The 26,432-nt window shown below is 62.1% G+C and carries 23 protein-coding genes; 8 read left to right on the top strand and 15 right to left on the bottom strand.

Annotation, left to right across the window (positions count from 1 at the left end; translation table 11 throughout):
• Position 1: 1 nt before the first annotated feature.
• On the bottom strand, positions 2-331 hold the full coding sequence (gene trpR, locus KHA73_RS02930) for a trp operon repressor (RefSeq protein WP_234588597.1): 330 nt from the start codon (positions 329-331) through the stop codon (positions 2-4).
• A 54-nt stretch (positions 332-385) separates the two neighbouring features.
• Positions 386-2,314, bottom strand: a complete 1,929-nt coding sequence (sltY, locus tag KHA73_RS02925; RefSeq protein ID WP_234588580.1) for a murein transglycosylase — start codon at positions 2,312-2,314, stop codon at positions 386-388.
• Positions 2,315-2,980: 666 nt separating this feature from the next.
• Here sltY and KHA73_RS02920 point away from each other — a divergent pair.
• The 4 genes from KHA73_RS02920 to ettA all read left to right on the top strand — a co-directional run bounded on the left by KHA73_RS02920 (position 2,981) and on the right by ettA (position 7,174).
• The gene (locus KHA73_RS02920) at positions 2,981-3,592 is read left to right on the top strand and encodes a YfiR family protein (protein ID WP_234588578.1); all 612 of its coding nucleotides are present in this window, start codon (positions 2,981-2,983) and stop codon (positions 3,590-3,592) included.
• Positions 3,589-4,836, top strand: coding sequence for a diguanylate cyclase domain-containing protein (locus KHA73_RS02915; RefSeq protein ID WP_234588576.1), 1,248 nt, complete (start codon positions 3,589-3,591; stop codon positions 4,834-4,836). Before KHA73_RS02920 ends, KHA73_RS02915 begins: the two co-directional genes overlap by 4 nt.
• A gap of 37 nt (positions 4,837-4,873) precedes the next feature.
• On the top strand, positions 4,874-5,371 hold the full coding sequence (locus KHA73_RS02910; RefSeq protein ID WP_234588567.1) for an OmpA family protein: 498 nt from the start codon (positions 4,874-4,876) through the stop codon (positions 5,369-5,371).
• 135 nt (positions 5,372-5,506) lie between these two features.
• Positions 5,507-7,174, top strand: coding sequence for an energy-dependent translational throttle protein EttA (gene ettA / locus KHA73_RS02905; protein ID WP_234588565.1), 1,668 nt, complete (start codon positions 5,507-5,509; stop codon positions 7,172-7,174).
• 30 nt (positions 7,175-7,204) lie between these two features.
• On the opposite strand, the gene KHA73_RS02900 is transcribed toward ettA, so the two are convergent.
• The gene (locus KHA73_RS02900; RefSeq protein ID WP_234588554.1) at positions 7,205-8,110 is read right to left on the bottom strand and encodes an AraC family transcriptional regulator; all 906 of its coding nucleotides are present in this window, start codon (positions 8,108-8,110) and stop codon (positions 7,205-7,207) included.
• 169 nt (positions 8,111-8,279) lie between these two features.
• On the opposite strand from KHA73_RS02900, the gene KHA73_RS02895 reads away from it, so the two are divergent.
• Both KHA73_RS02895 and KHA73_RS02890 read left to right on the top strand, forming a co-directional pair.
• The gene (locus KHA73_RS02895; RefSeq protein ID WP_234588552.1) at positions 8,280-9,266 is read left to right on the top strand and encodes an SDR family NAD(P)-dependent oxidoreductase; all 987 of its coding nucleotides are present in this window, start codon (positions 8,280-8,282) and stop codon (positions 9,264-9,266) included.
• Positions 9,259-10,266 carry an NADP-dependent oxidoreductase gene (locus tag KHA73_RS02890; RefSeq protein ID WP_234588544.1) on the top strand — a complete coding sequence of 336 codons (1,008 nt, stop codon included), beginning with the start codon at positions 9,259-9,261 and terminating at the stop codon, positions 10,264-10,266. Before KHA73_RS02895 ends, KHA73_RS02890 begins: the two co-directional genes overlap by 8 nt.
• Positions 10,267-10,290: 24 nt before the next feature.
• Here KHA73_RS02890 and KHA73_RS02885 read toward each other — a convergent pair whose 3' ends face one another.
• Positions 10,291-11,202: a LysR family transcriptional regulator gene (locus tag KHA73_RS02885; RefSeq protein ID WP_234588542.1), complete on the bottom strand. Its 912-nt coding sequence runs from the start codon at positions 11,200-11,202 to the stop codon at positions 10,291-10,293.
• A gap of 98 nt (positions 11,203-11,300) precedes the next feature.
• Here KHA73_RS02885 and KHA73_RS02880 point away from each other — a divergent pair, with 98 nt between their 5' ends.
• Positions 11,301-12,302, top strand: a complete 1,002-nt coding sequence (locus KHA73_RS02880; RefSeq protein ID WP_234588540.1) for a zinc-binding alcohol dehydrogenase family protein — start codon at positions 11,301-11,303, stop codon at positions 12,300-12,302.
• Positions 12,303-12,342: 40 nt separating this feature from the next.
• On the opposite strand, the gene nadR is transcribed toward KHA73_RS02880, so the two are convergent.
• The 3 genes from nadR to serB are packed head-to-tail and all read right to left on the bottom strand — an operon-like array spanning position 12,343 to position 16,069.
• The gene (nadR, locus tag KHA73_RS02875; RefSeq protein WP_234588538.1) at positions 12,343-13,605 is read right to left on the bottom strand and encodes a multifunctional transcriptional regulator/nicotinamide-nucleotide adenylyltransferase/ribosylnicotinamide kinase NadR; all 1,263 of its coding nucleotides are present in this window, start codon (positions 13,603-13,605) and stop codon (positions 12,343-12,345) included.
• A 57-nt stretch (positions 13,606-13,662) separates the two neighbouring features.
• Positions 13,663-15,048 (bottom strand): DNA repair protein RadA, encoded by a 1,386-nt coding sequence (gene radA, locus KHA73_RS02870; RefSeq protein WP_234588536.1) that lies wholly within the window; start codon positions 15,046-15,048, stop codon positions 13,663-13,665.
• A 43-nt stretch (positions 15,049-15,091) separates the two neighbouring features.
• Positions 15,092-16,069 (bottom strand): phosphoserine phosphatase, encoded by a 978-nt coding sequence (gene serB / locus KHA73_RS02865; protein ID WP_234588534.1) that lies wholly within the window; start codon positions 16,067-16,069, stop codon positions 15,092-15,094.
• A gap of 118 nt (positions 16,070-16,187) precedes the next feature.
• Between serB and KHA73_RS02860 the strand changes: the two genes are divergently transcribed.
• Positions 16,188-16,871: a YtjB family periplasmic protein gene (locus tag KHA73_RS02860; protein ID WP_234588532.1), complete on the top strand. Its 684-nt coding sequence runs from the start codon at positions 16,188-16,190 to the stop codon at positions 16,869-16,871.
• 1 nt (position 16,872) lies between these two features.
• Here the strand turns inward: KHA73_RS02860 and yjjJ are convergent, their stop codons facing one another.
• The 8 genes from yjjJ to KHA73_RS02820 all read right to left on the bottom strand — a co-directional run bounded on the left by yjjJ (position 16,873) and on the right by KHA73_RS02820 (position 26,423).
• On the bottom strand, positions 16,873-18,216 hold the full coding sequence (gene yjjJ, locus KHA73_RS02855; protein ID WP_234588516.1) for a type II toxin-antitoxin system HipA family toxin YjjJ: 1,344 nt from the start codon (positions 18,214-18,216) through the stop codon (positions 16,873-16,875).
• Between the two features lie 138 nt (positions 18,217-18,354).
• A complete protein-coding gene (gene deoD, locus KHA73_RS02850) occupies positions 18,355-19,086 on the bottom strand; it encodes a purine-nucleoside phosphorylase (protein WP_061794879.1) in 732 nt (243 codons plus the stop codon).
• A gap of 71 nt (positions 19,087-19,157) precedes the next feature.
• The gene (gene deoB, locus KHA73_RS02845; RefSeq protein WP_234588514.1) at positions 19,158-20,381 is read right to left on the bottom strand and encodes a phosphopentomutase; all 1,224 of its coding nucleotides are present in this window, start codon (positions 20,379-20,381) and stop codon (positions 19,158-19,160) included.
• 194 nt (positions 20,382-20,575) lie between these two features.
• Positions 20,576-21,901 (bottom strand): thymidine phosphorylase, encoded by a 1,326-nt coding sequence (gene deoA / locus KHA73_RS02840; RefSeq protein WP_234588512.1) that lies wholly within the window; start codon positions 21,899-21,901, stop codon positions 20,576-20,578.
• A gap of 69 nt (positions 21,902-21,970) precedes the next feature.
• Positions 21,971-22,750, bottom strand: a complete 780-nt coding sequence (gene deoC, locus KHA73_RS02835) for a deoxyribose-phosphate aldolase (protein ID WP_234588511.1) — start codon at positions 22,748-22,750, stop codon at positions 21,971-21,973.
• Between the two features lie 325 nt (positions 22,751-23,075).
• Positions 23,076-24,341, bottom strand: coding sequence for a NupC/NupG family nucleoside CNT transporter (locus tag KHA73_RS02830; RefSeq protein ID WP_234591177.1), 1,266 nt, complete (start codon positions 24,339-24,341; stop codon positions 23,076-23,078).
• A 196-nt stretch (positions 24,342-24,537) separates the two neighbouring features.
• Positions 24,538-25,320, bottom strand: a complete 783-nt coding sequence (locus tag KHA73_RS02825; RefSeq protein WP_234588509.1) for a TatD family hydrolase — start codon at positions 25,318-25,320, stop codon at positions 24,538-24,540.
• Complete coding sequence (locus KHA73_RS02820; protein ID WP_234588485.1) at positions 25,317-26,423, bottom strand: patatin-like phospholipase family protein; 1,107 nt, start codon at positions 26,421-26,423, stop codon at positions 25,317-25,319. Before KHA73_RS02820 ends, KHA73_RS02825 begins: the two co-directional genes overlap by 4 nt.
• Positions 26,424-26,432 lie beyond the last annotated feature (9 nt).

Here is a 26,432-nt window from a genome sequence, read left to right as displayed (position 1 = left end):
GCTATTGCGCGCCGTCCAGCAACTGCTGTTCCAGCCACTGTTTCAACGCCGGCGAGGCCGCTTTCAGGCTGTTCGAACCCCGGGTGATGGTGGCTATTCCCGCCCCCAGCTCATTTTTCAGTTCGCGCTGGCTCATTTCGCCGCGCATCAGCTCCTGGATGATCCGCACCCGCGTACCCAGCGCGGTGCGTTCATCCGGCGTCAGCATCAGCTGCATCAACGGCTGATGCAAATCTTGAGCGAACGAATTTTGCAGCAGCGCAACGAAGCGCAGCCAATCCTCATTGCCTTGTTCTGAAAGAGCGGGGTCGTTTAGCGATAATTGCGTCATGGCAGCCACCATACTATTTAACTAGTACAGCAGCATACCATAGGGCGCCAAAAATCAATAACGCCGCTGCCACTCGGCATCGGTCAGCACTTTGGCAGGCCGGTGCGTCAGGTAGCGGTAAAACGCGTCGTATGCCAGCACGTTCTTGACGTAGGAACGGGTTTCAGAGAACGGGATGCTCTCAACGAACGCCACCGGATCGACCCGCCCCGCGCTGTTGCCCAGCCAGGTATTCACCCGCGACGGGCCGGCGTTGTAGGCCGCCGTGGACAAGATGCGGTTGCGGCCGAACTGCTGGTAAACGTACTCCAGATAGCTGGTGCCGATGGTGATGTTGGTCTGCGGATCGAGCAGCTGGCTCGGGCCCGCATAACCCGGAATATTGAACATCTGCACCGTATGCTGCGCGGTGCGCGGCATCACCTGCATCAGCCCGCTGGCGCCCACCGGCGACTGCGCTTTCGGGTTCCAGGCGCTCTCCTGGCGGGCGATCGCCATCGCATAGCTCGGCGTTATCCCCTTGTCATCGGTGGCGCGGCGGAACTCCTGCGGCCAGGCGACCGGGAAACGCTCTTCCAAATGATCCCACAGTTTGCCGACAATGGTCGCCTGCACGCTGAGATCGGCCCATTTCTGCTCGAAGGCGTAACGAGCCAGCGCCTCTTGCTCAGGCCGGCTGCGGCTGGCGACAAACGAGCTCCACTCGCTGCGCGCCAGGTTATCCATATTCCAATACATCAGCTCCCGCACCCGGGCGATTTCCGGGCCGTCCACCAGCGAGGCGCGCGGCTTGGCCGCCACCGCCACCATCACCGGATAGGTGGCGTTCAGCTTTTGCGCCGCCACCATCGGGTAGAAACCGCGCTCGGTCATCAGGCTGCGCAAGATAGCCTCACCTTCGCTGCGCTTGCCCTCGTCCAGCAGCATGCTGGCGCGCCAGTAGCGCCACTCATCCTTATTGCGCGACTCCGCCGGCAGGCGATCCAGCCAGGTGGCCACGCCCTGCCGATCGCCGTTGCCGAGCGCCATGCGCACCCGCCGCTCCAGCAGCGCCGGCGACTGGCTGCGCAAGATCACCCGATCGCGCCACTGGGTCTGTTCATAGGTGGCGTCGCTGCCCATCAGGCGCCACGCCACCGCCTCTTCCAGCCCCAACCGTTCGCTGTCGCTCATCTTTTGCAGCCGGGCGATAGTCGGGATCATCGCCCGGGCGTTTTCCGCATCCTGCCGCGCCAGGCGCTCAAAGGCGATGGCGGCGGCGGCGCGGGTAAAATCGGTCGGCCCCACGCTGCGGGCGAAGGCCTCTACCGTGCTCGGGTCATTCTGCAGGCGTACCAGGGCATCGCCCATGGTCTGGTATTCCGACGGCAGCTGGCGATACAGGCTGTTGACCAACACGCTGTTGCCCTCTTTCAGCCCCAGCTTCATGCGCTCAAGGGTGTTCAGCGGCGTTTGCTTGCCCGCCCCCTGCCAAACGCTAAACAGCTTGTCGCAGGCGCCCGGCAGCGTTTTGCCGCTCATCCACAGCTCATCGGCGCCGTTCCAGGCCGCCTGCTGGTCACCGGTCGTCCATTTGGCGTAATAATAGTTGCAGCGCGCCGCCACCGGTTTGGGAGCCTGCGGGCTGAACGCCAGCAGGGTGCGCCAGTCTTCCCGGCGCGCCAGCTCATTGACGAAGCGCGGCGCCAGCGATTTCGCCGGCGGCAGCGTCGGATTTTGCTTGATAAAATCGTTCACTTCCGAGAACCCGGCCTGGCTGAGATCCTGCGTCAGCGCGCGGTACTGCAGATAAGGATAAAGCGGGTAATCGCGCAACGTCGGCATCAGCTGCGCCACCACGCTCATTTGGTTGCTGTCCCACGCCTGTTTGATCTGCTGGTAACGCTGGCGCTGGGCATCCAGGGAATCCGCCAGCGCGGCGCCGGAAAACGCCGTCAGGCACAGTCCCACCGCCAAAATCCGCCGTTTGTCTACCTTGACCATACTTGCTGTTTCCTCGCTGGTTATGCTGCCGGGAGCCGGCTCATTCCCCTGCCGCGCTGCCTCAGCGGCCAGCGGATGGATGAGCCCAATGCCCCGGGAGTCACCTGCCGCGCCTGGGCGCCACAGGGCAAAATAAAGCCGGGCCCTGGGCCCGGACGCAGATATCTATCATAGACAGCGCAAACGCTTATCCATTCAATACTGTAGAAGAAGAAGTGTATCGCCACGATGGGGGCAGGTAAAAAACGTTTACCTTCGCTGACAAATTACGGCGATATTATTATTTACGTGCCGATGAATAATTCACTGAAATAATTTTCAATTATTAGCATCCGAATTATATAAGGATTGAGAATAAAAATAATCCGTGTTGCGCAAATTGCCGGACGCCTCGCCAAACGCGCCAACTTTTCCGAAAAGCGGTGGCAAACCTTGCAAGGCATTTTTATACTGTCAAAAAAGAAGTAGGATAATTCCGAGAAAACGGCTCGTAAAGCGCGCAACTGATGCATCTTATAATACAATCCGCGCCAGTTATGGGTTAGATAGTGTTCATTAAACAGTGCGAACGACAGTTTTCAGCAAGACGATTACCCCTTCGGCCGGGCCAGATATCTCATTGTTAGGTCACCGCCTGCGGGCGGCGACCCCAGGCAGGAATGGCAAATGAAGATGGCAAAAAATGCCGCTATATTGGCGTGTTGCGCAAAAAGCTCATGGCTGGCTTTCCTTGGCGCACGCCCGAATTCCGGCCGCCTGTTAGTCGTCCTGCTGATCTTGCTGGCTTTCCCTGGGTATGCCCGCCCCGGCACCGGCGACCCCTACCAAAAGCGTATTCACGCGGTAACCACCGTCGTGGTGGGCATTATCAGCTATGCGCGTTGGTCCAATGATCCTAATCCTATCCGGCTGTGCGTCACCGCCTCGCCCCGCTACGCCGAGGGCTTGTTCGATCCTGTTCTGCTCAGCGCTCCCCGCCCGATCAAGGCCGAGCACGTGCCCTTTGACAGCCCGCTGCTGGGTACCAGCTGCGACGTGGTCTATCTCGGGGAACTCACCCCCGCACAAAGGCAGAATCTTATGCAGCGCCTTTCCGGCCACGCCATCCTCACCATCAGCGAGGACGATATCGAATGTTCTGCCGGCAGCGCGTTTTGCCTGCAGATCGACGGCGATCTGGCCAGCTTCAAGGTCAACCTGGATGCTCTGGCGCGCAGCGGGGTGCGCGTTCACCCTAACGTGCTGCAGCTGGCACGCAAACAGGCGCCGCCGCTATGAGGCTGCTGCGCAGAAACCGCTCCGGCAATTCGCGTCCTACGCTGGGCCGGGTGTTGCAGCGGGTGCATATTGGCCTGGCGCTGATCGCCGTGGGCACCGCCGGCATTTTTCTGACGCTGGTGGCGCTGTTTGCGCTACGCGCCTATGCCAACCACAACCTGCACCTGATCGCGCGCTCCATCAGCTATACCGTCGAGGCCGCCGTGGTGTTTGAAGACCGCAGCGCCGCACGCGAAGCCCTAATGCTGATCGCGTCCAACGAAGAGGTGTCGGAAGCCAGGATCCTGGATAACAACGGCAAGGTGCTGGCCAGTTGGCGCCATCCCAAAGACGGCCCGCTGCACGGCATGGAGCAGGTTGTCGCCCACTGGGCGTTGCCGGAGCCGGTGGTATTGCCCATCTCCCACGAGGGCAAGCAGGTTGGCAAGGTATGGCTGAGCGGCCACGGCGGCAGCCTGCTGCGCTTTCTGCTGCGCGGCATGGTGGGCATGATAGCCTGCCTGATGCTCAGTACCCTGTGCGCACTGGTGTTGTCCCGCCGGATGCTGGTCGGCATCGTCAGCTCGCTGGATGATATCGCCAACGTGGCGCACGCGGTGCGCCGCGATCGCGCCTTCGGCCTGCGGGTGCCTTCGGCGCCGATCGCCGAACTGCATGAACTGAGCAGCGACTTCAACGGGCTGCTCGACGAACTGGAGGCCTGGCAGGCCCATCTGAAACAGGAAAACGACTCGCTGACCCACCGGGCGACGCACGACAGCCTGACCGGGCTGCCGAACCGCGCCTTCTTCGAGGGCCGGCTAAGCCGCGCTCTGGGAGATACCGCGCCGACGGAAAAACTGGCGGTGCTGTTTATCGACGGCGACCGCTTCAAGGAGGTGAACGACAGCTACGGCCATGCCGCAGGCGACGCGGTACTCACCACCATCGCCGGGCGCATTCGCGCGCAGCTGCGCGAGACCGATTTGGTGGCGCGGCTGGGAGGAGATGAGTTTGCCGTGCTGCTGGCGCCGATCCACTGTACGGAAGATGTGTTGCAGATCGCCGATAATATTATCGACTGCATGACACAACCGATAATTTTGCCGAACGACGAGGCGGTGACGACCTCTCTGAGCATCGGCATTGCACTTTACCCCGATCACGCGGCAACGCCTCAGGGGCTTTTGCACGAAGCTGACGATGCGATGTATCAAGCAAAGCATCGTTATAACGGAGGCTGGCGGCTGGCAATACATAAATAAGCCCCCCGGCCATAAAACTTAAACTAGGGATTTGATTATGATACAGCAAACACTAAAACGCCGTTTCTCACTGTTGACGATGATGTTTATCGCCCTGCTGGCGCTGGCCGGCTGCCAGAGCAAACCGCAGGGCCTGACGCCAGAACAGGTAGCGCTGCTGCAGTCGCAAGGGTTCAAGCTGACGGATAACGGCTGGGAGTTCGGCCTGTCCGACAAGGTGCTGTTCGGCAACAACATCGGCAAACTGAACCCTGAAAGCACCGAGACGGTGCAAAAGATGGGCCGCGCGCTGCTGAGCGTCGGCATCACCAAGTTCCGTCTGGACGGTCATACCGACAACTACGGTGAAGACGGCTATAACGACCAGCTTTCCCTGCGCCGCGCCGATGCGGTGGCTGACCTGCTGGCCAGCGTAGGCATTCCGCGCGCCAATATTGAAACCCGCGGCATGGGCAAACGCGATCCGGTCGCCGACAACCGCACCTCCAGCGGCCGCGCGGAAAACCGCCGCGTCGCGATCGTCGTCACGCCATAACACCTCCCCCTTTATGCGCCTGGATGGGCGCATAAAGGGTTATACTTAGCTACCGGCTGGGATCCTCGCTTGAAACGGGCTACACTCCGCAGCCAGACATCCTATAAAAACTGATATAGAGAGGCTAAGAGCAACGTGGCTCAATACGTCTATACCATGCATCGCGTCGGCAAAGTGGTTCCGCCGAAGCGTCACATTCTGAAAAACATCTCCCTGAGCTTCTTCCCCGGCGCCAAAATCGGCGTGCTGGGCCTGAACGGCGCCGGTAAATCCACCCTGCTGCGCATCATGGCCGGCATCGATACCGATATCGAAGGGGAAGCGCGCCCGCAGCCGGGGATCAAGATCGGTTACCTGCCGCAGGAACCTCAGCTTAACCTGGAACATACCGTTCGCGAGTCGGTAGAAGAAGCGCTGGCGGAAGTGGTCGGCGCGCTGAAACGCCTGGATGAAGTGTACGCGCTGTACGCGGAAGAAGGCGCCGACTTCGACAAGTTGGCCGCCGAGCAGGGCCGCCTGGAAGAGATCATCCAGGCCCACGACGGCCACAACCTGAACGCCCAGCTGGAGCGCGCCGCCGATGCGCTGCGCCTGCCGGAGTGGGACGCGAAAATCGCCAACCTGTCCGGCGGTGAACGCCGCCGTGTGGCGCTGTGCCGCCTGCTGCTGGAAAAACCGGACATGCTGCTGCTGGACGAACCGACCAACCACCTGGACGCCGAGTCCGTGGCCTGGCTGGAACGCTTCCTGCACGACTTCGAAGGCACAGTCGTGGCGATCACGCACGACCGTTACTTCCTCGACAACGTCGCCGGCTGGATCCTCGAGCTGGACCGCGGCGAAGGCATCCCATGGGAAGGCAACTACTCTTCCTGGCTGGAGCAGAAAGACGCACGCCTGGCGCAGGAAGCCTCCGCCGAAGCCGCTCGCCGCAAGTCGATCGAGAAAGAGCTGGAGTGGGTGCGTCAGGGCGCCAAAGGCCGTCAGTCCAAGGGCAAGGCCCGTCTGGCGCGCTTTGAAGAGCTGAACAACACCGAATACCAAAAACGTAACGAGACCAACGAACTCTTTATTCCGCCTGGCGCACGCCTGGGTGATAAGGTTCTTGAAATCAGCAACCTGCGCAAGTCTTACGGCGACCGCGTACTGATCGACGGCCTCTCCTTCTCGGTGCCGAAAGGCGCCATCGTCGGCATCATCGGCCCGAACGGCGCGGGTAAATCCACGCTGTTCCGCATGATGTCCGGCCAGGAACAGCCTGACTCCGGCAGCATCGTGCTGGGCGACACCGTCAAGCTGGCCTCGGTCGATCAGTTCCGCGACAGCATGGACAATTCAAAAACCGTGTGGGAAGAAGTGTCCGGCGGTCAGGACATCATGCGCATCGGCAACACCGAAATGCCAAGCCGCGCCTACGTCGGCCGCTTTAACTTCAAAGGCGTCGATCAGGGCAAACGCGTGGGCGAGCTGTCCGGCGGTGAACGCGGCCGTCTGCACCTGGCCAAGCTGCTGCAGGTTGGCGGCAACGTGCTGCTGCTCGACGAACCGACCAACGACCTGGATATCGAAACCCTGCGCGCGCTGGAAAACGCCCTGCTGGAATTCCCAGGCTGCGCCATGGTGATCTCGCACGACCGTTGGTTCCTCGACCGCATCGCCACCCACATCCTGGACTATCAGGACGAGGGCAACGTCGAGTTCTTCGAAGGCAACTTCACCGAATACGAAGAGTACAAGAAGCGTACTCTGGGTGCCGAGGCGCTGGAGCCGCACCGCATCAAGTACAAGAAGATAGCCAAGTAACCCGGAAGGCGCCGCATGCGGCGCCTTTTTTTATTCTGCCGCCCGGCGATAGTCGCTCGGCGAACGCGCCATGACTCGCTTGAAAGCGTGGCTGAATGCGCTGTCAGAATCGTACCCCAAACGTTGCGCAATCGCGGACACCGATTCAGCGCCGCTGCGCAATGCCCGCGCCGCCAATAGCATGCGCCAGCGCAGCACGTATTCCAGCGGGCTCATCCCGGCTTTCTGCTTGAAGCGCAACGCCAGCGTCGAACGCGAAACGCTCGCCACATCGGCCAGCGCCTCCAGCGTCCAGCGCCGGGCGGGATCGGCGTGAATCGCCTGAATGGCGGCGCCGATGCGCGGTTCGAACAGCGCCGACAGCCAGCCCGAAGCGCCGTCGCCGTGCTCCGCCAGATAAATGCGCAGCGCCTGCGTCAGCATGATGTGCCCCAGATGATGGGTCATCAGCGCGCTGCCCGGTGAAGGGGTCAACAGCTCGTCCGCCAGGCGCTGCAGCGCCCACTGCAGCACCGCAGCTTCTTCCGTGCCGCCGCGGATGACCATCAGCGCCGGCAGTGCGCCGAACAGCCGCTCAACCTCCTCGCCGAAGGCAAACCGGCCGCCGATAAACAAACACGTCTCCCCCTCGCCGCAGGTCGCCACGCCGTTTTTCGCCTGAAAATAGAGCGCGTCGGCATCGAGCGCCGGCAGCGACAGATCGCTGCCGATGGTTACCGGCAGACTGCGGGTCAGCAAGAGGCAGTCCCCCGCCTCCAGCCGCAGCGGTGTAGCCAGCCCTTCCGCCGCCAGCCAACAGCCGCCGCGCACCACCGCGTTGAACTTCCCGCCCTGCAGCGCAGGAAAGTGCACGGCCCAGTCGCCGCCGGCTTTCAGGCCGCCGAAGAAAGCATTTTGGCTGCTCAAAGGAGCAAGCACTTCAGATAAAGGATCCATGGGTTCCACCGCGACGAGAAAATACCATCTTAGGGCATAGCCGGTGCGCGCGCCAATCGTCAAAGTTAGGACGATCGCGACACAAAATAGGCTTTTGTTGCATTCAATCGCCGAAAACGGCGACGTACACTGCCTGCATCAAGGCAAACCGAACGCAGAGGAACAGCAGATGAGCAGACAGACGCCCCTACACTCAGGTTTCAGCGCGGCGACCACCGCCGCCGAGGTGCTTAAAGACCGCCAGCTTGCCGGAACGACGGCGCTGGTGACCGGCGGCCATTCCGGGCTGGGACTGGAAACCACCCGCGCTCTGACGCAAGCGGGCGCGCGGGTTATCGTCGCCGCCCGCGATCCCGCCGTCGCCCGCGCCCGGCTTAGCGAGCTGAGCAACGTTGAGGTTTACCCACTGGATCTGGCCGATTTGGACAGCGTCCGGCATTTGGCGCAGCGCCTCCTCGAGACCGGCGTTCATCTCGATACCCTGATCTGCAGCGCCGGCATTATGGCCTGCCCCGAAACCCGGGTCGGGCCGGGCTGGGAAGCGCAGTTCGCCACCAATCATCTGGGTCACTACGCGCTGGTTAACCTGCTTTGGCCGGCGCTGAAGGGCGGAGCCAGGGTCGTCGTCGTCTCTTCATCCGGCCACCACGCCTCCGCCATGCGCTGGCACGACGTTCAGTTCAGCCAGGGGTATGACAAGTGGCTGGCCTATGGCCAGGCGAAAACCGCCAATGCGCTGTTCGCCGTCCAGTTGGATAAATTGGGGCAAGCCGCCGGCGTACGCGCATTTTCCCTGCATCCCGGCATGATCCCCACCCCGCTGCAGCGCTATATCTCGCCTGAAGAAATGGTCATGCTGGGATGGACCGATGCCGAAGGGAACCCCGCCCATCCGGAAATGCTGAAAACGCCGCAGCAGGGAGCGGCAACGCAGGTTTGGGCGGCGACCTCACCCCAGCTGGCAGGGCTGGGCGGGCTGTACTGTGAAGACTGCGACATTGCTCATCGGGATCCGAGCGATCAAATAGGCTTCAGCGGCGTAAAAGCTCACGCCATCGATCCCTATCAGGCCGAACGCCTGTGGGCGCTGTCGGCGCAGCTTACCGGTATCGACGCCTTTCCACATGCCGGCACCGGAGGCCAACCTCATGCATAACCGCCAAATCATCCTCAGCAAACTCCCGCAGGGAAAACTCACCGTCGATTGCTTCCTGGCACGCCAGGCGCCAATGCCGATCCCCGGCCCCGGGGACGTTTTGCTGCGCACGCTTTACGCGCCTCTCGATGCGGCCAGCAGGGCCTGGATGCAGGGCGCCACCTACCGGGCTGGGTTGCAGGCGGGAGATATCATGGCCGCGACGACGCTGGCTGAAGTCGTGAAATCGCACTCGCCGCTGCTGGCTGCCGGAGACCTGGTGTTGGCGGAAACCGGCTGGCAAACTTTTGCCGTCGTGCCCGCCGCAAACGCAGTCAAACAACCGGACATCGCCCCCCGCACGCACCTGCTCAGCGTTTACGGCGTTGCCGGGCTGACCGCCTACTTCGGTTTACTGGAATGCGGCCGCCCCAGAGCGGGTGAGACCGTCGTGGTGTCGGCCGCCGCCGGTTCGGTAGGATCGTTCGCCGGACAAATTGCCCGGCTTAACGGATGCCGCACGGTGGGCATCGCCGGCGGTAGCGCCAAAACGGCGCTGCTGACGGACCGGCTGGGCTTTGACGCAGCCATAGATTATAAGGCGGAAAATCTGCCCGAGGCGCTGCGCCGCGCCTGCCCTGAAGGTATCGATGTGCTGTTCGACAACGTCGGCGGCGATATTTTGGCGGCCTGCCTGCCGCACATGGCGAAACAGGGGCGCATTGTCTGCTGCGGCGCGGTGTCGCAGTATGATGCGGCCTCTCCACCGGCCGCGCCCGCCGGCATCCCCGGATTGCTGATCGTCAACAGCCTGACGATGCAGGGTTTCCTGCTGGCCGATTTCCTTCACCAGCGGGAGCGCGCTCTGGCGGCGCTGACCGCCTGGGTTGCTGCGGGGCAATTAACGGTGCTCGAAGACCTGATCACGGGTTTTGATGCGCTGCCCGCCGCATTGGTCGGCCTGCTGGCAGGCGAAAATATCGGGAAACGCATCGTTCAGGTGGCGGAACCCGTTGCCTGATCGGGCCGAGCCGTGCCCCCTGCTTTATTCCCGCGCCAGTTCGCGGGCGTAATCGTCGAATACCGGATGCTGCAGCACCACGTCGATAAAGCAGGCCAGCGCCGGCGAGTTAAGCTTGCGGCTCGGGTAGACCAGATAAAGCTCATTGCCCTCCGCTCGCCACTCCGGCAGCACCTCTACCAACTGCTTTTGCGCCACCACTTCGCGGCTGAGAAACGCCGGCAGCAGGGTAATGCCGGCGCCGGAAATCGCGCACTCGCGCGCATACAGCAGGTTGTCGGTGGTGTGCAGCATCGGCAACTGCCAGCGGTAGTATTCGTCGCCGCGGCGCAGGCTCCAGGCCGCCCAGGCGCGGTGGGCAATGCAGCGATGCTGCTGCAGCTGTTGCGGATGCAGGATCGGCGGGTGCTGCGCCAGATAACCCGGCGCGGCCAGCAGATAGCGCGGCGCGTGCCCCAGCCGCCGGCCGATCAGCGAAGAATCTTGCGGCTTGCCGGTGCGCAGCGCGGCGTCAAACCCCTCCTGCACCATATCCACCATGGCGTCGGACACCGACACCTCCAGCGAGACGTCCGGGTACTGGCGCTGGAAATCCGCCGCCAGCCGCGCCAATAGCGTCGCCCCCAGCCCGGCCGGGGTCGAGATGCGCAACCGGCCGCTCGGGTTGTCGCGCAGCCGCTGCAGAGCCAGATCGGCGCGCTCGGCGGCGGACAGCATCTCCTGGCAATGCTCGCGATAACGCTCACCGGCGAAGGTCAGATTCAGCTGCCGGGTGGTCCGATTGAGCAATCGCAACCCCAGCGCCTGCTCCAGCTGGCTGATGCGTTGGCTGACGCTGGACTTCGGCAGCCCGGCGCGCTCGGCGGCGGCGGTGAAACTGCCGCATTCGGCCACCAGCGCGAACAGCGCCATGTCCTGCAGCTGTTTAAACCTCATTGTTCACCTCATACGAACACTCAGTTAGCTATTGTCCATCTTATCACTCTACTGCCGAGCGTCTACACTGAAGGCATTCATTCGAAAGGAGCCCAGTCATGCCGATTAAAGCCATTGCCGTAGACCCGAAAAACCCCGCCGGTTTCATTGAAATCACGCCGGAGAAGCCAACGCCAGGCCAATACGATCTGCTGGTGGAAGTGAAAGCGGCCTCGGTCAACCCGGTTGATACCAAAGTACACGCCGGCCTGCAAAAGAGCGGCCTGCAGCAGCCGCGCATCCTCGGCTGGGACGCCAGCGGCGTGGTGGTTGAAGTGGGCAGCGGCGTCAGCGGTTTCAAACCCGGCGACGAAGTCTGGTACGCCGGCGATATCACCCGCCCCGGCAGCAACAGCAGCCTTCAGCTGATCGACTCGCGCATCACGGCGCACAAGCCGCGCAGCCTGAACTGGGCCGAAGCCGCCGCCATGCCGCTCACCGCCCTCACCGCCTGGGAAGCGCTGTTCGAGCATCTGAATATCCAGGACGCGGCGGAAGGCAAAACCCTGCTGATCATCGGCGGTGCCGGCGGCGTCGGTTCGCTGGCGATACCGCTCGCCGCGCTGCGCAGCAACCTCAGGGTGATAGCCACCGCCTCGCGGCCGGAGTCCGCCGCCTGGTGCCGCGAACGCGGCGCCGATCTGGTGGTAGATTATCGCGATCTGAAGGCCAACCTGGCGCAGCAGGGCATTGAACAGGTGGATTATATTCTGTGCCTGAACGACACCGACGGCCACTGGAAAACCATTTCTGACCTGATCGCACCGATGGGGCACATCTGCACCATCGTCGAAAACGCGCAGCCGCTGGACCAGAGCGCGCTGAAGCTGAAAAGCGCCGCGCTGCACTGGGAATTGATGTTCACCCGCAGCATGTTCACCACCCCGGATATCGCGCAGCAGGGCAAGATCCTGCAGCAGGTGGCCGAGTTGCTGGACGACGGCAAGCTGAGCACCACGCTGAGTGAAACCCTGCACGGGCTGACGGTGGAAACGCTGACCGCCGCGCATAAGACGCTGCTCGACGGGCACATGCAGGGCAAGCTGGTTATCCTTTACTGAGCCTGTTGCGGCGGAACATTTTGCTAACGGTGCGCGGCCCTCAGCCGATGACCCGCTCCGGCGCCAGCCGGCTGGCGTCCGCCGCCAGCAGTTGCTTCACCAGCTCCACGCAGCGCAGGAAGCGCTCTTCATAATCGCTGGACTCGACGTGCGCATACTCGATGTTATTGGCGCGCAGCATCTCTTCCAGCAGGTGCTGGAACGCCTTGCGATCGGTCGGTGCGCCCAGGCTGCGCAGGCCGTCCGCCACCCAGGGGGTGTTGTTCTCCAACAGGATGACCAGGTCGAAACGGTATTCGTCGATCAGCGCCTGCACGAACGGGTGCTCGCGCCCTTCATATTTTTTGCAGAACGCCTGCGTGGTCACGAAGTCGGTGTCGATAAACGCCACCTTGTTGGCGTACTTCACCGCAAAGTCGACGTACTGCGCCTGGCCAAGCGCGATTTTGTCGTAGTCGGAATACTGCAGCGCCATCTCATCGCCGCCAAGGTGCGAGAACACGTAATCGCGGCCATATTCCCAGGCGCTGGTGGTGTTGAAGATGTTCGCCAGCTTGTTCACCAGGGTCGATTTGCCGCTCGACTCGCCGCCGAGGATCGCCACGGTGCGCACAAAGAAGGGTTTTACCTCGGTTGGGATGTAATCCCAGTAGCGGAATGGATCCTGGCGGATCTGGCTGCCGCTGATGTTCATAAACGAACGCTCGGGGTCGATAAGAATGGTTTCGATACCCAGATGCTCGCGGTAACGCGGGGCGTCCTGCGCTTCGCTGGAATAGATAAAGCTCGGCACTATGCCCTTCTGTTCCATAAAGGCCTTCATGCCGTCGCTCCACACGTTCCAGCCGTGCGGATATGGCTCGATCCCCTGCTCGTCGAACGAATGAATATGGATGTTTTTCTGGTACTTGAAGGTTTGCAGCAGCCAGCGCAGCCGATCGCTGACCGTCGGCTGCTGCGACATCGAACTGTTCTCGAACAGCTCGCGATCGCGCGGCTCATCGTGGCACAGCATCACGTGCAGTTCGTCCACCTGGCTGCAGGCGCGCTGGATCAGGTAAATGTGGCCGGTGTGCAGCGGGTAAAATTTACCAAACACCACCCCGACCTTTTTCTCGCGCCGCGGGAACTCCAGCCCGAGAAAACGGTGCAGCGCTTCCAGCTTCTGCGCGCTCGGGCTTTTGATTTTATCGTTCAACAGTTGGCTGAGGTAGCCCTTGGTCATGCCGCTGGCATCCGCCACCTGCTGCAGAGTACAGCCTTTCTGCTTAATCGACGTCTTCAGGTAATCAAACTGCGGCATAAACCCTCCTGTTTAGTATGATAAACAAAATATCATATTCCGCACGCGCTGTGGCGATTAATAAAACTCTTCCAGCACGTCCAGCGCATCCGCCAGCTTCTTCACCCCGAACACCTGCATGTTGGCCGGCGGCTTCTTCGGCATGTTGCCGTGCGGCACGATGGCGCGTTTGAAACCGTGCTTGGCCGCTTCCGAAATGCGCTCCTGGCCGCTCGGCACCGGGCGGATCTCGCCCGCCAGCCCCACCTCGCCGAACACCACCAGATCGTTCGGCAACGGCCGATCGCGCAGGCTGGACACCAGCGCCATCAGCAGCGCCAGATCGGCGCTGGTCTCGCTGACCTTCACCCCGCCCACCACGTTGACGAACACGTCCTGATCGGACATCTGCAGCCCGCCGTGGCGATGCAGCACCGCCAGCAGGATCGCCAGGCGGTTCTGCTCCAGGCCAACCGCCACCCGGCGCGGGTTGGACATCATCGAGTGATCCACCAGCGCCTGGATCTCCACCAGCAGCGGCCGGGTGCCTTCCCACACCACCATCACCGAACTGCCGGAGGTCACCTCGTCGCCGCGGCTGAGGAAAATCGCCGAGGGGTTGCTGACCTCGCGCAGGCCCTGTTCGGTCATGGCGAATACGCCCAGCTCATTGACCGCACCAAAGCGGTTCTTGTGGCTGCGCAGGGTGCGGAAGCGGGAATCGGCGTCGCCGTCCAGCAGCACCGAACAATCGATGCAGTGCTCCAGCACCTTCGGCCCGGCCAGCGAGCCGTCTTTGGTGACGTGGCCGACCATCACGATCGCCACGCCGCGCGTTTTGGCGAAGCGCGTCAGGTAAGCGGCGGTTTCACGCACCTGCGCCACGCTGCCCGGCGAAGACTGGATGTCGGCCATGTGCATCACCTGGATCGAGTCGATCACCATCAGCTTCGGCTGTTCCTGCTCGGCGATCAGGCAGATCTGCTCGATGCTGGTTTCCGACAGCATGTTCAGGCCGCCGGTCGGCAGCCCCAGACGGTGGGCGCGCATCGCCACCTGCTGCAGCGACTCCTCGCCGGTGACGTACAGGGTTTTCATCTGTTCGGAGAGTTTGCACAGCACCTGCAGCAGCAGGGTGCTTTTACCGGCGCCGGGGTTGCCGCCGATCAGAATGGCGCTGCCGGGCACCACGCCGCCGCCCAGCACCCGGTCGAACTCGAGAAAACCGGTGGTGAAACGCGGCAGCGCTTCCAGGCTGATCTCCGACAGCTTCTGTACCTTGCTGATGCCGGCGTCGCCGGCATAGCCGCTGAGGCGCTCGTTGCGCGCGGCGGCGGGGGATGCCGCCAGACGAACTTCCGTAATGCTGTTCCAGGCGTGGCAGGCGCTGCACTGACCCTGCCAGCGCGGATAGTCTGCGCCGCACTCATTACATACAAACGCCCGTTTTGCCGCTTTTGCCACGTATTACCTCAATCTTTGGTTTATCCCCTGAATAATTATGGGGTTATCGCACTTCGTGTTTCAGGCTGCCGGTCAATACGCACAGCACGCCCATCAGGTCGGCGTGACGAATCGACACCTGCGCCTTTTCATACACTTTGGGTTTGGCGTGGTAGGCAATGCCCAGCCCCGCCACCTGCATCATTTTCAAATCGTTGGCGCCGTCGCCGATGGCCACGGTCTGCTGCGGCGGAATGCCCAGCTTTTCCGCCAGCCGCACCAGCGTATCGGCCTTGAACTGCGCATCCACCACCGGGCCCAGCACTTCGCCGGTCAGTTTGCCGTCGCGGATCTCCAGCTCGTTGGCGGCAATCGCCACCAGCTTCAGCCGGTCGCGCAGGTATTCGGCGTAGTAGGTGAAGCCGCCGGAGGCGATCGCCACATGCCAGCCCATCGCCTGCAGCTTGCCCACCAGGCGGGTCAAGCCGGGCATCAGCGGCAGCTGGTCGCGCACCTGCTTGAGAATATTGGCGTCGGCGCCTTTCAGCGTGCCGACGCGCTGGCGCAGGCTGGCGGTAAAGTCCAGCTCGCCGCGCATCGCGCGCTCGGTGACTTCCGCCACCTGCTCGCCGACACCCGCCAGCTTGGCAATCTCGTCGATGCATTCGATCTCGATCGCGGTCGAGTCCATGTCCATCACCAGCAGGCCCGGCGTGCGCAAATGCGGGATCTTGCCCAGCGGCGCCACGTCCAGCCCGCTCTCCGCCGCCAGCAGTTTGGCGCGCGGCGTCAGGGTGCCCGCCAAACGCACCACCTGATAATCCTCCACGGCCCAGGCGGTAACGATCACCATCGCCGCGCCCAGCTTGCGCTGGAACTGAGTAATGCGCGTCTTGTCCAATGCCTTGCCGTACAATAGCCACCCGGTATGGCCCGCCCGATAATCCAGCGGCATCACTTCGTCACCGCTCAGCGAAAGGGGAAGACCCGGCCATTGAGAGATCTCCGCCGGAAGATCGCAATAGGTCAGACTGTTCGACATCATTAACTCCTGAATAATGGGGCGCACCCTGCTGCTGCATGATAAAACGACGCATCAAGCTATCCTATCGCCAGCGCTTCTGGCAACATAAAGTGTCCAAGATGCCCAAGGAACCTGCATGGCTCGCGCTAAACTGAAATTTCGCCTGCACCGCACCGCTATTATCCTGATTTGCCTGGCTTTGCTGGTGCTGCTGATGCAGGGCGCCTCTTATTTTAGCCTGAGCCACCAAATGGCGCGATCCGAGCAGGTGGAAGAACTGGCGCAAACCCTGACCCGCCAGGTGGCCTACAGCCTGGCGCCGATGCTGGACGACGACAGCGACGTCGACAACCAGCGCGTCGACGCTATCCTAAAACGCTTGACCGACCACAGCCGCATTCTGGACGCCAGCGTCTATCAGCTGGACGGCACCCTGGTTTCCCACGCCGGTGAACAGATAAGTATACGCGATCGCCTGTCGCTCGACGGAAAACGCGCCGGCAGCTATTTCAACCACCAGTTGGTTGAATCGATCCAGGGCAAAGACGGCCCGATCGGCTTTATCCGCATTACCCTGGATACCCACGTGTTGGCGACCGAGTCCAAGCAGGTGGACAACACCACCAACCTGCTGCGCCTGATGATCCTGCTGGCGCTGGCGATCGGCATTATTCTGGCGCGCACCCTGTTGCAGCATCGCCGCAGCCGCTGGCAACAGTCGCCGTACCTGCTGACCGCCAGTACGCCGCTGGAAGAAGGCAACACGGTGGAAGACGACGACGAAACGCCGCAGCCGAAGGACGAGGCGAAGAAGGCCTGAATCAGGCCAGGCGTTGGATGCGGTCGCTAAGCTGCTGCAGCCGCGCCGGCATCTGTGCGGCAAGCGCGCGAAACTCATCGCCGATCTGCGGATGCAACGCCGTGCGCCGCCAAAACTCAAGCGCCAATAACTCAGCCTGCCGCCATATGCCGCCGCTGACGTCATGGCTCAACCCGATGTCCGGCGCTTCCCGGCGCATGTTGCCGCTGCCGGTGGGCGCAAACGCCATCGGCAACATATCATACAACGGAGCCAAGGCCACCGGGCGCTGCTCCGGCCGCAGGAACGACAAATTGCCCTGGTGCATGTCACTGTTGGCAATCAACCTGCCGAACGCCCAATACAGGGCAATCCTCTCGCAGGTCTGCTGGTTTATCACGCTCCGCTCCCGCAACCTCTGCGCCGCAGTGACCCAATTCGCGGCACCACTGCCGCTGAATTCAGCGTCCAATGCCTCCAGCGACACCATGGCGACCCGGCCATACTCGCCGCGGCGATCGAAGCGTTCAACCTCGAGAAAACACTGCCGATCCCTGCCAAACAGCAGCTGCGTCGACGCCGACGGCAGCCCAGCCTCTGCGATGGTCTGCAGCGCCAGCGATTCGGCGATCAATAAATCGCTCCAGCGTTGAGCCACCGGGTTGTTCGGCGCGAGGCTGAATTTCACCAACACATGGGCACACCGCCCCGACGCCAGTTCGGCGCAGGCGGTAAATTTCGGCTGCTCGCCTCCGGCGGAAGACCCCACCAACTCCCCGGCCAACGCGCGGATGGACAGATCGGCATAACGGGTTGCCTTATCCGCTAGCGCTATCGGCGCGGCGGAGTTGCGCGTTAGCCAGCGCCGATAGCTGCCGGCCCCGGGCAGCAGATCGCCGCTCATATCTTCGCCATAGTGGCAAAGCGCCAGCAATCGCTGTTCTTCGTTCCACAGCCGCACCGTCTCTGGCAACATCAGCTCCAGCGCCGCCGCCTTACCCCAGGCGCGCCCAAGAAAACCGACCGGGCGCAGATCGTTCAGGTACCACGGCAACCCGTCATAAAGGCGCCACTCGCCGCTGCGCTCATAGCACACCGCACAACTGTCGGCCGGATACAACGGACAGAGCGTCGCGAACAGATGCGCCTTTCCCCGTTCATCGACCCGATACAGAGGGAATTGCCTCTCGCCACCGACGCCGCGCCGCAATGCATAGCGCGTCGCCTTGCCTTTACCGAGGATCAATACTGCTCCCGCCAGCTCGCGGATGCGGCGCGACAGCGTCGGCTGACTGATGCCCAGCGCCGCGATCAGCTGATGTGCAGTGGCCGGGCCGCGGCGTAAAACCTGTTCGAGATTGCTCATCGGTGAATAGATCGGTGAATAGATTTGTGACTGAAGTAATAGCGCTAATCAGCGGAAAGGTAAAGTATTGGGCGGGCTTGTCCAGGGCGAGATGAATAGATTGATAAGCGGGCGCAGCAGGCTGCGCCCGTTTGATTATCAGGCCTTGTCGCCCAGCAGTACGGATTCCAGCGCGATAACGATCATCTCGTTAAAGGTGGTCTGGCGCTCTGCGGCGGTGGTCGCTTCGTGACGCAGGATGTGGTCGGACACGGTGCAGATGGTCAGCGCCTTACAGCCGAACTCTTCGTACAGCTCAGCCGCCACGCCGTAGATGCCGGCCGCTTCCATTTCCACGCCCAGGATGCCGTACTTCTTCATCACCTGGAACATGTCCGGATCCGGCGTGTAGAACAGGTCGGCGGAGAAGATGTTGCCCACGCGCGCCGGGATGCCCTGCGCCGCCGCGGCGTCTACCGCATTGCGCACCATGTCGAAGTCGGCGATCGCCGCATAGTCGTGGTCTTTGAAACGCAGGCGGTTCACCTTGGAATCGGTGCAGGCGCCCATGCCGATCACCACGTCGCGCAGTTTGATATCGTCACGTACCGCGCCGCAGGAACCCACGCGGATGATCTTCTTCACGCCGAACTCGGCGATCAGCTCACGCGCATAGATGGAGCACGACGGGATGCCCATGCCGTGGCCCATGACGGAAATGCGGCGGCCCTTGTAGGTGCCGGTGAAGCCCAGCATGCCGCGCACGTTGTTCACTTCCACCGCGCCTTCCAGGAAGGTTTCGGCGATGTATTTTGCGCGCAGCGGATCGCCCGGCATCAGTACTACGTCAGCGAAATCACCCATTTCAGCATTAATGTGCGGCGTAGCCATAATTCTCTTCCTTCAAATCGTCGTCATGAATAAAAAAATGCGCCGGGCAACCGCCCGGCGCCAGCAAAGTGTTACAGCATTGATTTGCCGTAGTCCATCGGCGACACGCCAAAATAGCTGGCCACGGTCTGGCCGATGTCGGCGAAGGTTTCACGGTGGCCCAGCGAGCCCGGCTTCACTTTCGGGCCGTAAACCAGCACCGGAATGTGTTCACGGGTGTGGTCAGTACCAGGCCAGGTTGGATCACAGCCGTGGTCGGCGGTAAAGATGATGATGTCTTCGTCTTTCACCAGCTTCAGCAGCTCCGGCAGGCGGCGGTCGAACAACTCCAGCGCGGCGGCATAGCCCGCCACGTCGCGGCGGTGGCCGTAAGAGGAGTCGAAATCGACGAAGTTGGTGAACACGATGGTGTTGTCGCCGGCCTGTGCCATTTCAGTCAGGGTCGCGTCGAACAGCGCGTCGATACCGGTGGCCTTCACCTTCTTGGTGATGCCGACGTTGGCGTAGATATCGGCGATTTTACCGATCGACACCACTTCACCGCCCTTCTCGTCCACCAGCTTTTTCAGCACGGTGGGCGCCGGCGGCTCGACCGCCAGATCGTGACGGTTGCCGGTGCGCTGGAAGTTGCCCGGCTTGTCGCCGACGAACGGGCGCGCGATAACGCGGCCGATGTTGTAGCCGCCTTCGGTCAGCTCTTCACGGGCGATCTCGCACAGCTCATACAGGCGGTCCAGCCCGAAAGTCTCTTCGTGGCAGGCGATCTGGAAGACCGAGTCGGCGGAGGTATAGAAAATCGGCTTGCCGCTTTTCATGTGCTCTTCGCCCAGCTGATCGAGGATAACCGTGCCGGAAGAGTGGCAGTTGCCCAGGTAGCCCGGCAGCTTGGCACGCTCAACCAGCTTGTCCAGCAGTGCCTGCGGGAAGCTGTTGTGCTCGTCTTTGAAATAGCCCCAGTCGAACAGCACCGGCACGCCGGCGATTTCCCAGTGGCCTGACGGCGTGTCCTTGCCGGAGGAGAGCTCGCTGGCGTAAGCATAGGCGCCGATAATGTCCGCGTTGCGGTCCAGCCCCTGCGGGAATTTACCGGTGGATTCTTCCGCCGCTTTGCCCAGGCCCAGACGGCTCAGGTTAGGCAGCGTCAGCGGGCCCTGGCGGCCCACGTTGGCTTCACCGCGCGCGCAAACGTCGGCAATGTGGCCCAGGGTGTCGGAACCCTTGTCGCCAAAACGCTCGGCGTCTTCGCTGGCGCCGATACCGAATGAGTCCAAGACCATAATAAATGTACGTTTCATCTGTGCTCTCCTGCGTGTTCTCACGCTATTGCGGCTGCAAAACTGCAATCGCCCTTAATTCTCTAAATTTATACCCAATGGATTTCGAGTTGTAGCTAGGCGGCTAGCGCGTGTATCCCCAGGAGCTTACTCAAGTAAGTGACTGGGGTGCGCGCGTGCGGCCAACAACGCTACAGCTTGAAAGACGAAGGGAATCACTCTTTAGTAATTCGTTTGTAAACTACCGGCGTCGCTTCGGGCGCCTGGTCGCTCAGCGTCATGGCGCTGCGCACCGCATCGGCGGCCTGCTGCCAGCTTTCTTCGTCATTGGCGTGGATCACCGCCAGCGGCTGCTGGGCGTCGGCTCGGTCGCCCAGGCGCGCCACTTCGGTCAGGCCAACGCTGTAATCGATATTGTCGGTCGCGCGACGGCGGCCGCCGCCCAGCGACACCACCGCCATGCCCAGCGCCCGGGTATCCATGGCGCTGATGATGCCCGGCTGCTCGGCGAAGACCGGCTTGCTGAGGGTCGCCGCCGGCAGGTAGCTGTCGTAGCGCTCGACGAAATCCGCCGGGCCCTGCTGCGCCGCCACCATGCGGCCAAACACCTCTGCCGCCTTGCCGTTGTCCAACACCGCCTGCAGTTTGGCGCGCGCATCGGCGTCGTCTTTCGCCAGCCCGCCGGACAGCAGCATCTCCACGCACAGCGCCAGGGTCACTTCCAGCAGGCGCGGATTGCGGTATTCGCCGGTCAGGAAGCGCACCGCTTCGCGCACTTCCACCGCGTTGCCGGCGCTGGACGCCAGCACCTGGTTCATGTCGGTCAGCAGCGCGGTGGTTTTGCAGCCTGCGCCGTTGGCCACGCCGACGATCGCCTGCGCCAGATCCTGCGAAGCCGCATAGGTTGGCATAAAGGCGCCGGAGCCGACCTTCACGTCCATCACCAGCGCGTCAAGGCCCTCCGCCAGCTTCTTCGCCAAAATAGAGGCGGTGATCAGCGGAATGGAGTCGACGGTGGCGGTAATGTCGCGGGTCGCGTAAAAACGCTTGTCCGCCGGCGCCAGCGAGCTGGTCTGGCCGATAATCGCCACGCCCACGTCCTGGATGATTTTGCGGAAGGCGTTGTCGTCCGGGAAGATGTTAAAGCCCGGGATGGCTTCCAGCTTGTCCAGCGTGCCGCCGGTATGCCCCAGGCCGCGGCCGGAGATCATCGGCACATAGCCGCCGCAGGCCGCCACCATCGGGCCAAGCATCAGCGAAGTGACGTCGCCCACGCCGCCGGTCGAATGTTTGTCGACGATCGGGCCGTTCAGCGACAGGCTCTTCCAGTCCAGCACGGTGCCGGAATCGCGCATCGCCATGGTGAGCGCCACGCGCTCCGGCATGGTCATGTCATGGAAGTAAATGGTCATCGCCAGCGCGGCGATCTGCCCTTCGGACACCGCGTTATCGCGGATGCCGTTGATGAAAAAACGGATCTCGGCTTCGCTCAACGGCTGGCCGTCACGTTTTTTACGAATGATTTCTTGTGCCAGGAACAAGGCATCCCCCTGTGTAACCTAGAGTCGGATGAAGGCAGGCGCCGCACGGCGCCTGGCCATCGGAATCGATCAGTAGCCGCTGCCGCTGGCCTGAGCGCTGTGGCCCAACGTGGTCAGCAAGCTGGCCAACAGGCTGGAGGCGCCGAAGCGGAAATGGCGCGCATCTGCCCAGCCCTCGCCCAGAATACGATTGGCAAGTTGCAGATAATGCAGCGCATCTTCCGCCGTGCGCACGCCGCCGGCCGGCTTGAAGCCCACCGTCTTGGCGACGCCCATATCGCGGATCACCGACATCATCAGCTCGGCGCTTTCCAGGGTGGCGTTGACCGGCACTTTGCCGGTAGAGGTCTTGATAAAATCAGCGCCGGCGTTGATAGCGATCTCGGACGCCTTGCGAATCAAATCGGCCTGCTTCAGCTCACCGGTCTCGATGATCACTTTCAGCAGCACGTTAGCCGCCTGGCAGGCTTGCTTGCACCTTTTGACCAGCTCAAAGCCAACCTGTTCATTACCGGCGATCAGCGCGCGATACGGGAACACCACGTCCACTTCGTCCGCCCCATAGGCGATGGCCGCACGGGTTTCCGCCAGCGCGATGTCGATGTCGTCATTGCCATGCGGAAAGTTGGTCACGGTCGCGATGCGAATATCCGGCGTTCCCTGCTCGCGCAGCGCCTTGCGCGCCACCGGGATAAAACGCGGGTAGATGCAGATGGCCGCCGTATGGCCGGCCGGGCTGTTGGCCTGGCGACACAGCGCGATCACTTTATCGTCGGTGTCGTCGTCATTCAGCGTGGTTAAATCCATTAAGTTCAGCGCACGTTGCGCCGCTGCGGTTAATTCGGTCATAAAACTCTCCAACTGAGAACCTGGGTGTTGGCGAGCGGACTTGGTTCCATGAAGATAGCGCTGGGGAACGGGTTCCCACGGCGGCAACTGAGATCCTTCTCACCGCACATGGCCATCCGCCTCGCGGCTGGCCAGTAATAGCTATTTGAACAGGAATGCCTGGGGCAATTCGCGTTCAGCGTCACACTATATGAAATACCACTGTAACAGACAGGAATTATATGTGAAGAACATCACAAAATAACGCGATATCGTTCACAAATTCGCTAAAGAAACCGCTGAAGATAACGGGCGCGCAGCGCACGCCCGTGTTTTAGAGTTTAGCTTACAGCGCCAAAAAGAACCCGGCGATGGTGGCGCTCATCAGGTTGGAGAGCGTCCCCGCCGCCACCGCTTTCAGGCCAAAGCGCGCGATGTCATGCCGGCGATTCGGCGCCATGCTGCCCAGGCCGCCGAGCAAAATGGCCACCGACGACAGGTTGGCGAAGCCGCACAGCGCGAAGGAGATAATCGCCTTGGAATGGGCAGACAGCACCTGCAACCCTTCCGCCGCCACCACCTCGTCCGGGCGCAAATAGGCGCCGAAGTTCATGTAGGCGACGAATTCGTTGACGATGATCTTCTGGCCGATAAACGAGCCGGCGGTCATGGCTTCGCTCCAGGGCACGCCAATCAGGAAGGCAATCGGCGAGAATACCCAACCGAGGATCAGCTCAAGCGACAGCTGCGGGTAGTCGAACCAGCCGCCGATGCCGCCGAGAATGCCGTTCAGCAGGGCGATCAGCGCGATAAACGCCAACAGCATCGCGCCGACGTTCAGCGCCAGCTGCATGCCGGAAGCCGCGCCGGATGCCGCCGCGTCGATCACGTTGGCCGGGCGATCCTCTTCGGCGATCAGCTTCATCGCATCGTCTTTGTCGTGCGTTTTTTCGGTTTCCGGCACCATCAGCTTGGCGAACAGCAGCCCGCCCGGCGCGGCCATGAAGGAGGCGGCAATCAGATATTCCAACGGCACCCCCATCTGGGCGTAGCCCGCCAATACCGAACCGGCCACCGAGGCCAGGCCGCCGCACATCACGGCGAACAGCTCGGACTGGGTCATGGTGGCGATATAGGGGCGCACCACCAGCGGCGCTTCGGTTTGGCCGACGAAGATATTGGCGGTCGCCGACAGCGATTCGGTGCGCGAGGTGCCCAGCAACTTATGCAGGCCGCCGCCCAGAACGCGGATCACCAGTTGCATGATGCCAAGATAGTAAAGCACGGCGATCAGCGAGGAGAAAAACACGATCACCGGCAGCACGCGCAGGGCGAACACGAAGCCGCCGCCGCCGAACACCTCGAACATCTTGTCGGACACCAGGCCGCCGAAGATAAACGAAATGCCCTGATTGCCGTAGGCGATCACGTTGGCCACCCCGGCCGACATGCCGCCGAGAATGCTGCGGCCAAGCGGCACGTACAGCACCAGCGCGCCGATGGCGACCTGAATGACGAACGCCCAGACCACGGTGCGCATCTTGATGGCGCGGCGGTTGCTGGAGAGCAGCACCGCAATGGCGATCAGCACCGCCATGCCGACCAGGCTCATGATGAGTTGCATGCAAAGTATCCCTGTTGCGAAAAATGAAATGCATCCCTGCCCGTGGCGGGAGGTTTGCCAATAAGAGGTTTCGGGGGGATTATACTGGGCGAGGCGTCACTCGCCCCGATTTATGTCACAAATGTATACAACAGGAAGCAAATGAAAATCTTATAACGTGATAATCATCACGTTATTGTCACGTTTATGCGGGAAGCGCAAACAGCGTCTGCGCGTTGCGCTGCAGCGCCTCGGCGATTTCGTCCGCCGGTTCGGGCCGCAATTGGCACAACGCCTGAAACACCTCAGCGGCGCGCTCCGGGCGGTTCGGTTGCCCCTGATAGCCCGCCAACGGCATATCGGGCGCATCGGTTTCCAGCAACAGCGCGCTTAGCGGCAGCTGCGCCATCACAGCGCGCGTTTTCTGCGCCCGCGCGTAGCTGATGGTGCCGCCCACGCCGATAAAATAGCCGAGACGAACGAACGCCTGCGCCTGCGACAGGCTGCCGGCGAAACCGTGCACCACGCCGCGGCGCGGTACGGCCAGGCGACGCAGCGCCGCCGCCAGCTGATCGTGGGTGCGGCGCGAGTGCAAAATCACCGGCAGATCGTGCTTCTTCGCCAACTTCAGCTGAGCTGCCAGCAGCCGCTGCTGGCGATCAAACTGCGGGTTTTCCATATACAGATCGAGGCCGATTTCCCCGACCGCCACCAGCTTGGGCGGCTGGCTGGCCAAAAACGCCGCCAGCTGTTCCAGCTGCGCCTCACCGTGCTGGGCGATATACAGCGGGTGCAGCCCCAGCGCGGCAAACAGCGGCGGGTGGTCGTGCGCCAGCTTCAGCACCCGCACGAAGCGGTCGGCGGTGACCGTCGGCACGATAATGTTCCGCACCCCGGCCTGCCCGGCCAGCGCCAGGCTTGCTGCCTCGTGCCCGCTGAACGGCGGGAAATCGAAATGGCAATGGGTATCGGTGAACACGCGGCTCATGGCGTGCCGCCGTCACCCGGCAGAATGATTTTCGGCGCCGCCAGATTGGCTTCCGGCTGCACGGCAAGATCCTGCGGCAGGCTGATATCGGTGACGATCGGCGACGGCATCCTGACATTTTCCGGTTGGATCAGCCGGCGCGACAGCGCCTTTTTCACCTTCATGCCGTCCAGCTTCTCCTGCTCCAACAGCCAGTGGCCGACGGTCGCCAGGAAGTAGCGGCCACAGCGGCGCCCCAGGTGATAATCCTGATTGAGCGAGGTCAACCGGCTGCCAAGCGCATTGCTGGCCAGCGGCTTCGGCGGGAAGATCTCGAAGATGCGCAGCTTGCCCGGCGGCTTCTCGATAAACTGCTGAATGCGGTGATAGCTTTGCTCATGGTGCTGCAGGATGCGCACCATCTGCTGCAGGCTGCTTTCGCTGAGCCAGTGCTCCATGCGCTTCATCCACTGCGGCGTGTAGTACATCTGCGAAGGCACGGTGCGGATCACCACGATGGTGTCCGCGCCGCGGCGATAGGCCTCTTCGACCGGGATAGCGTCGCTGATGCCGCCGTCCTGATAGCTGACGCCGTCCAGCTCCACCCCCATGCGATAAAAGCCGGGAATGGCGCTGGAGGCTTTGATCGCCGGCAGCCAGCTGTCGCGATGCGCCGGCAAGTAGGTTGGTTCGAAGTCGTCGCTGCGGCAGGCGCACATCAGAAACTCGCGGCCGTCGGTCAAATGCTTTTCCGCCGCGTCCATCGCCAGCGGCAGCTGCTGCGAGGTGATGTCGATCAGCCAGTCGAGGTCGATAAGATGACCGCCGCGCACAAAGCGCAGCGGGTTGAAGAATTGTGCGGAGGTGGTGTAGCGGGTGATAACCCGCCGCGCATAGCCCATCTGTCCGCAAATATAAGCCGACAGGTTTTGCGCACCGGCGGAGGTGCCGATCATCAGATCGAAGGGGTTAAAGCGGGCTCGCTGGAACTCGTCCAGCACGCCGGCGGTAAAAATGCCGCGCTGCCCGCCCCCTTCACATACCAGCGCCATCTTGCCGGGCCGGTAAGGTTTATACGCCAGCGGTTCTATATTGCCGAGCGTGATGGGTATTCTGTATCCCAACGCAGCATC

This window comes from Serratia entomophila (assembly GCF_021462285.1).
In the GTDB taxonomy this organism is placed as follows: domain Bacteria; phylum Pseudomonadota; class Gammaproteobacteria; order Enterobacterales; family Enterobacteriaceae; genus Serratia; species Serratia entomophila.
This window is presented reverse-complemented; position numbering and strand designations above follow the sequence as displayed.

Excerpts from the sequence above, each read along its gene's own strand:
- trpR (WP_234588597.1), bottom strand. The coding sequence starts at position 331 with ATGACGCAATTATCGCTAAACGACCCCGCTCTTTCAGAACAAGGCAAT.
- sltY (WP_234588580.1), bottom strand. The coding sequence starts at position 2,314 with ATGGTCAAGGTAGACAAACGGCGGATTTTGGCGGTGGGACTGTGCCTG.
- KHA73_RS02920 (WP_234588578.1), top strand. The coding sequence starts at position 2,981 with ATGAAGATGGCAAAAAATGCCGCTATATTGGCGTGTTGCGCAAAAAGC.
- KHA73_RS02915 (WP_234588576.1), top strand. The coding sequence starts at position 3,589 with ATGAGGCTGCTGCGCAGAAACCGCTCCGGCAATTCGCGTCCTACGCTG.
- KHA73_RS02910 (WP_234588567.1), top strand. The coding sequence starts at position 4,874 with ATGATACAGCAAACACTAAAACGCCGTTTCTCACTGTTGACGATGATG.
- KHA73_RS02900 (WP_234588554.1), bottom strand. The coding sequence starts at position 8,110 with ATGGATCCTTTATCTGAAGTGCTTGCTCCTTTGAGCAGCCAAAATGCT.
- KHA73_RS02895 (WP_234588552.1), top strand. The coding sequence starts at position 8,280 with ATGAGCAGACAGACGCCCCTACACTCAGGTTTCAGCGCGGCGACCACC.
- KHA73_RS02890 (WP_234588544.1), top strand. The coding sequence starts at position 9,259 with ATGCATAACCGCCAAATCATCCTCAGCAAACTCCCGCAGGGAAAACTC.
- KHA73_RS02885 (WP_234588542.1), bottom strand. The coding sequence starts at position 11,202 with ATGAGGTTTAAACAGCTGCAGGACATGGCGCTGTTCGCGCTGGTGGCC.
- KHA73_RS02880 (WP_234588540.1), top strand. The coding sequence starts at position 11,301 with ATGCCGATTAAAGCCATTGCCGTAGACCCGAAAAACCCCGCCGGTTTC.
- nadR (WP_234588538.1), bottom strand. The coding sequence starts at position 13,605 with ATGCCGCAGTTTGATTACCTGAAGACGTCGATTAAGCAGAAAGGCTGT.
- serB (WP_234588534.1), bottom strand. The coding sequence starts at position 16,069 with ATGTCGAACAGTCTGACCTATTGCGATCTTCCGGCGGAGATCTCTCAA.
- KHA73_RS02860 (WP_234588532.1), top strand. The coding sequence starts at position 16,188 with ATGGCTCGCGCTAAACTGAAATTTCGCCTGCACCGCACCGCTATTATC.
- yjjJ (WP_234588516.1), bottom strand. The coding sequence starts at position 18,216 with ATGAGCAATCTCGAACAGGTTTTACGCCGCGGCCCGGCCACTGCACAT.
- deoD (WP_061794879.1), bottom strand. The coding sequence starts at position 19,086 with ATGGCTACGCCGCACATTAATGCTGAAATGGGTGATTTCGCTGACGTA.
- deoB (WP_234588514.1), bottom strand. The coding sequence starts at position 20,381 with ATGAAACGTACATTTATTATGGTCTTGGACTCATTCGGTATCGGCGCC.
- deoC (WP_234588511.1), bottom strand. The coding sequence starts at position 22,750 with ATGACCGAATTAACCGCAGCGGCGCAACGTGCGCTGAACTTAATGGAT.
- KHA73_RS02830 (WP_234591177.1), bottom strand. The coding sequence starts at position 24,341 with ATGAGCCTGGTCGGCATGGCGGTGCTGATCGCCATTGCGGTGCTGCTC.
- KHA73_RS02825 (WP_234588509.1), bottom strand. The coding sequence starts at position 25,320 with ATGAGCCGCGTGTTCACCGATACCCATTGCCATTTCGATTTCCCGCCG.